Origin of the sequence: Clostridium sp. HBUAS56017, from assembly GCF_007115085.1 — a bacterium.
GTDB lineage: Bacteria > Bacillota > Clostridia > Clostridiales > Clostridiaceae > Clostridium > Clostridium cibarium.
Map to the genome: position 1 here is coordinate 1 of NZ_SULK01000056.1, position 1,872 is coordinate 1,872.

Sequence of the window (1,872 nt, forward strand, 5' to 3'; positions counted from 1 at the left end):
ATGAATGTAGCATCATTATTTGTTGGAGCTGGAGAAATAAAAGAATTATCAGCATTAAAAAAGTTTGGAATAATTTTAAATGAAGGCAAAGAGATAAATGTATTAGAAAAGCTTATAGGAAAAGGAGTTAGCAATGATAATGCATTAAAGTTAATTAATAAACTAGATATAGAAGAGCTTAAAAAGTTACATTCATTTCTAGAAAAGAAACCATCAGACTTTGATGCAAGTGAAATTGTTGATAAGATATTAGGTGGAGAAAAGGTTGATGATGTTATTAAGGGGGTAGGTAAAGCCTATACAGGTGGAAGAACTCAATCAGAGTTAGATGATTTAGCAAGAGACCCTTCACATGCATTTAAAATAGAAGAACAAGGATTAAAAGAAAGAGAAATAGGTCTTGCTTTAGAAGAAAGAGGAGATTTAGGAAAGATTGTTCGTGATACACAAATAGATAAGGGTGCAGAATTTATAGATGAAACTACAGGAATTAAGTGGGATGTAAAAAGTTTTGAATCATATCCATGTGGTGATAATGGAGTACCTATAACAAACCCAAAGAAGGGGGCTTTTACAGTACAACAAGGCATAAAGAAGATACAAAAAGAGTTTAAGAATGGAAATAATGTAATCATTGATAAACGAAACTTGGTACCAGAACATGTTGAACAGTTGAAGAAAGCAATTGATGAAGCAGGAATTGCAAATAGAATAATATGGTACCCTTAGGAGGAAGTAGATGGAATATAATATTATTAGTAAATTTGAATTACATAAAAAGTGGGTTGATACAATTGGTAAGGAGGGTGAGAAGTTAAGGTTAGATGAAGTGGATTTAAGAAGTTTTGATTTATCAGATAAATTATTTGAACAAGCATATTTAGTAGATTGTAATTTTGATAATCTTAAATTGGAAAGTTTTGATTTTCATGCATCAGTTTTATGCTCATCAACTTATAGAAATGCCAATTTGAATAAATGTGATTTTTACAAATCAGATTTGAGTTACACAGATTTTTCTAATGCTGTTATTAAAAATGTTAGATTTAGTAAAGGTGATTGTTGGGAAGCAATATTTAAAAATTCTGATTTAAAAAATTGTAATATGATAAATGTCTATTTTTACTTAACTGATTTCAGCAATGCAAGATTAGATAATGTAGACATAAGTATGGCCACATTTGAAGAAACATTACTAAATGGTGTACAATTGAAAAATATTAAAGGTATAGAAGAAGCTCACTTTGAAAGTATTAATATTGGTACATTCCAGAAACCTATATTATTAAAATTAGAGAAAGCAAAGGAATGGGTACTAAAAAATTGTCTATATGAATAGTAGAAAGTAAGTTTGGTTTTAGAAAAATAATCTATATTTATAATTGCAATAATGAAATGAATCAGCTTAAGTTTAAGTAGGCTGGTTCATTATTTTTTTGTAATAAAATAGTGCAAATAAAGTAAGTACAATGATTCAAAAGAGAAAGTTGCAAGAATTACAGAATTACGCTTATAATATTGTAAAAGAATTTGATAAGTTATACGATGATTTTAATTATGCAGTAAGGGAATTAGATAATGCTGATGATATAATTAAGAGAAGCTTATCAATGAACTTAAGTCATATGGAGAATCTTCTAGCTAGAAAAAGAGATGGCGATGAAGATGTATTTAAAGATATAGAAGCAAGAAATAAATTAAATGAAAAAGAAGATGAAGATTTCTTAGACAAAAGTATTGATTTCTTAAAGAAGGCATTTGGATGGTTTAATGATAGCGCTGATGAATACTTTGAAAAAAAGAAAGAATTTTTTGCCGAATTTAACAAGGATTATCCAATACTTAGCAAGTTGTTCTTGCCATTTCAAATAA

General features: G+C 28.3%; 3 protein-coding genes. All 3 read left to right on the plus strand.

From position 1 onward, the window contains the following. A partial coding sequence (locus FAY47_RS20550; RefSeq protein WP_207706283.1) for a hypothetical protein occupies positions 1–729 on the plus strand: 729 nt, incomplete at its 5' end. A 10-nt stretch (positions 730–739) separates the two neighbouring features. Further along, on the plus strand, positions 740–1,339 hold the full coding sequence (locus FAY47_RS19800) for a pentapeptide repeat-containing protein (RefSeq protein WP_143318644.1): 600 nt from the start codon (positions 740–742) through the stop codon (positions 1,337–1,339). Between the two features lie 130 nt (positions 1,340–1,469). After that, positions 1,470–1,872: hypothetical protein (locus tag FAY47_RS19805; RefSeq protein WP_143318645.1), on the plus strand; the 403-nt coding region annotated here is incomplete at its 3' end.